Below are 3,101 nucleotides of genomic sequence, written 5' to 3' on the forward strand. Positions count from 1 at the left end.
AATAGGCATTTACCCACCCAGTAGCGCGAAGAGCCATTATATAGCTTAGATAATTTAATTTATAGGATATTTTACCTTGTAGTATTATTACATATTTAATATAATGATGAATTATTTTGCCATTTTATATAACTTTTCATATTTTTTTAGGATAAAATGAAGGAATCTCAAAGAAAACAGTTCGGGCAAACGGAAGGGCAAGACGGGCATTAGTAAACGAGGGCGGTCGCTTCTACGGGCGTTACTGTTCCGTGCGGTAATGCCGATGGTGGCGAAGAACGAAGCGTTTAAAGCGCTGCACAAGCATTACACAACGCGAAGCCAGAATCCGCTTAAGAAGAAACAATCGATCATCGCTTTATGTGGAAAACTGATTCGAGTCCTGCATACGCTGGGGACAAAACAGAGAGCGTACAATGCAATCGATGTAATCGGCCCTGTTCGGCTATACCAGATGCAGCAAGAGGCTGCTTGAATGAAAGAAGCAATCGCCTGCAAATCGCGTTATTCACAAGTGAACAACTAGACAACGGAAGCACCGGAGAAGCCGACGAACAACATTCCATAAGGGCAACGACCCCGTAAAGGAGCAAGAATCGGCATCCACCCCTTGAGAGGTAGAACGAAGGAATGTAAGGGCATAGACCCAGCGTGACATGGGAGGGTAAACCCCAAGGGCGAATGTGGAGATCCACTGTGCGATCATACCAATTATACACAGTTTTGGAAGCAGGCCATTCCTAAGCTCTGTTCCCGCATACGCTCTTACAGGAAATCGTGGTGCAGACTACATTCTCCACCAGCACCTCTTATGTTGTCAAAGTTGAATACTGCGAATGAGCGAGAAAACAGGAGAAAACATTACTTTATAGTGGGAGGAAGAAAACAATGGCAAAGCGCGTCACATCGCCCATTCCGGCGGCCCGCTGGAGCTTATGAAAAACCTGCTGAACGAGGCAAATGCCCTGCAACATGCCTATCACCAGATCACTGAAGAGGTGAGAAGCCGCTGGACGGCTAATTATGACCGCTATATGGCTCGGCAGACCAAACCACAAGTAGAACCCCCGAAAATCCTGGTGGAAAAGAAGGTTAGAGCAAACCGAAGAAGTTTCCGCACTTTTATGACCGTATTCATCCTCGCCAGTTCATCCAATCTCCGCAATCATTAAGGTCACCCGCCCCTATGAGTTTCTTCATTTGTTCAAGACGAAATAACGAATACAATTAGCGCCATATTCATTTAAAATATTTAGGTTGGCGAATGAGCTGTTCCAGGCAGTATAGGCGGACATAGATGAAAGGGCTCTCGTCTGAACAGGAGGATGATGCTATGATTTACATTTCCGATGAAGCGATCGACCGGATGATCGGGGAGGATGTTCCGTACGTTGATCTGACAACCTGGGCGCTGGGTATCGGTGAGTCGCTGGGAACCATCAAGTACTTCTCCAGAGAAGCTGCGGTGCTGTGCGGAACCGAGGAGGTGCTGCGCATGTTCGCCAAGCTGGGGATAACCCCGGTATTCAGCCTTCCATCGGGAACGAGGGTCGAGCCCGGGCAGGTATATCTGTCAGGCAAAGGCACCGCCCGTTCGCTGCATATGGCCTGGAAAGTGACGCAAAATTTGCTGGAATGCTGCTCCGGCATTGCAACCAAGACAAGACGGATTGTGGATAAAGTGAAGTCTGTCAATCCGAACGTTTCCGTGGTGAGCACGAGAAAAAGCTTTCCCGGCACCAAGGCGATGAGTGTCAAAGCAATTTTGTGCGGCGGCGCAGCACCCCATCGCCTGGGACTGTCCGAGACGGTGCTGGTCTTCAAGGAGCACGCAAGCTTCTGCGGCGGACCCGATGCTTTCGTAGAGCGGATTGGAGAGCTGAAATCCAAGGTGCCGGAGAAGAAGCTGGTCGTCGAGACGGATTCCATGGAATACGGCCTGCGTCTGTGCCGCGCTGGGGTGGACTGCCTGCAGTTCGACAAGCTGCCGCCGGATGTGCTGCTTGCGGGAAGCACGGAGCTTCGGGCCGCCAATCCGAATGTAGTGCTGCTGGCGGCAGGAGGCATCGACGAGCACAATGCTGAAGCTTACGCAGCTTCCGGCGTCGATGTGCTGGTGACCACGAGCCTGTTCTTCGCGAAGCCGCTCGATATGAGCGTCCGGCTGATGCCGGACGGGGAGTGAACGGGTGTACTCAGATGCTGCTCGGGAACATGGGGGCGAATCGCCTGCGCGGCTTGCTGCTCCCCAAAATTTGCCCCGCCCCCCTTTTAATAGATATAATGAGAGGAGTATAATATAAGGGACTGCGTTTAATCACTGTTGAAAGAGAGCGATAAAGTATGGGCCGTAAGTGGAATAATATCAAGGAAAAGAAGGCGTCCAAGGACGCCAACACAAGCCGTATATATGCAAGATTCGGGCGTGAGATTTATGTAGTGGCCAAGCAGGGCGAGCCTGATCCGGAATCGAACCGGGCGCTGAAGGTCGTGCTGGAGCGCGCCAAGACCTACAATGTGCCGAAAGCGATCATTGACCGCGCGCTTGAGAAAGCGAAAGGCAATTCGGATGAGACTTACGATGAGCTTCGCTATGAGGGCTTCGGACCGAACGGTTCGATGATTATCGTCGACGCGCTCACCAACAATGTCAACCGCACCGCCTCCGAAGTGCGCGCCGCATTCAGCAAGAACGGCGGCAGCCTGGGCGTCAGCGGTTCGGTCAGCTATATGTTCGATTCGACGGCGGTCATCGGTCTGGTCGGCAAGAGTGCGGATGATGTGCTGGAAATTCTGATGGAAGCGGATGTGGACGCGCGCGATATTCTGGAAGAAGACGAGGCCGTCATCGTTTACGCCGAGCCGGATCAGTTCCATGCCGTGCAGGAAGCGTTCAAGAATGCGGGCGTAACCGATTTTACGGTTGCCGAGCTGACGATGCTCCCGCAGAACTATGTGACCATTCCGGAGGATTCCCAGGCTCAGTTCGAGAAGCTGATCGATGTTCTGGAGGATTTGGAAGACGTGCAGCAGGTGTATCATAACGTGGATTCCGAAGAATAGTCTGTTGTTTCTAGCAGAAACGGCTGCCGTCCTTAGCA

Annotated in this window: 3 protein-coding genes and 1 pseudogene; all 4 read left to right on the forward strand. The window is 51.6% G+C overall.

The genetic code is table 11. The annotated features are described in order from the left end of the window. Positions 1-163 precede the first annotated feature (163 nt). Positions 164-475, forward strand: a pseudogene (locus L691_RS0119145) (transposase); the annotation flags it as partial. A gap of 460 nt (positions 476-935) precedes the next feature. Further along, positions 936-1,172 carry a hypothetical protein gene (locus L691_RS32150; RefSeq protein ID WP_156934286.1) on the forward strand — a complete coding sequence of 79 codons (237 nt, stop codon included), beginning with the start codon at positions 936-938 and terminating at the stop codon, positions 1,170-1,172. Between the two features lie 161 nt (positions 1,173-1,333). Next, complete coding sequence (gene modD, locus L691_RS0119155) at positions 1,334-2,185, forward strand: ModD protein (RefSeq protein ID WP_025691989.1); 852 nt, start codon at positions 1,334-1,336, stop codon at positions 2,183-2,185. A 158-nt stretch (positions 2,186-2,343) separates the two neighbouring features. Then, positions 2,344-3,063 carry a YebC/PmpR family DNA-binding transcriptional regulator gene (locus tag L691_RS0119160; protein ID WP_025691990.1) on the forward strand — a complete coding sequence of 240 codons (720 nt, stop codon included), beginning with the start codon at positions 2,344-2,346 and terminating at the stop codon, positions 3,061-3,063. The last annotated feature ends 38 nt before the right edge of the window (positions 3,064-3,101 follow it).

It is taken from the genome of Paenibacillus zanthoxyli JH29, assembly GCF_000520715.1.
GTDB lineage: Bacteria > Bacillota > Bacilli > Paenibacillales > Paenibacillaceae > Paenibacillus_AQ > Paenibacillus_AQ zanthoxyli.

Excerpts from the sequence above, each read along its gene's own strand:
- L691_RS32150 (WP_156934286.1), top strand. The coding sequence starts at position 936 with ATGAAAAACCTGCTGAACGAGGCAAATGCCCTGCAACATGCCTATCAC.
- modD (WP_025691989.1), top strand. The coding sequence starts at position 1,334 with ATGATTTACATTTCCGATGAAGCGATCGACCGGATGATCGGGGAGGAT.
- L691_RS0119160 (WP_025691990.1), top strand. The coding sequence starts at position 2,344 with ATGGGCCGTAAGTGGAATAATATCAAGGAAAAGAAGGCGTCCAAGGAC.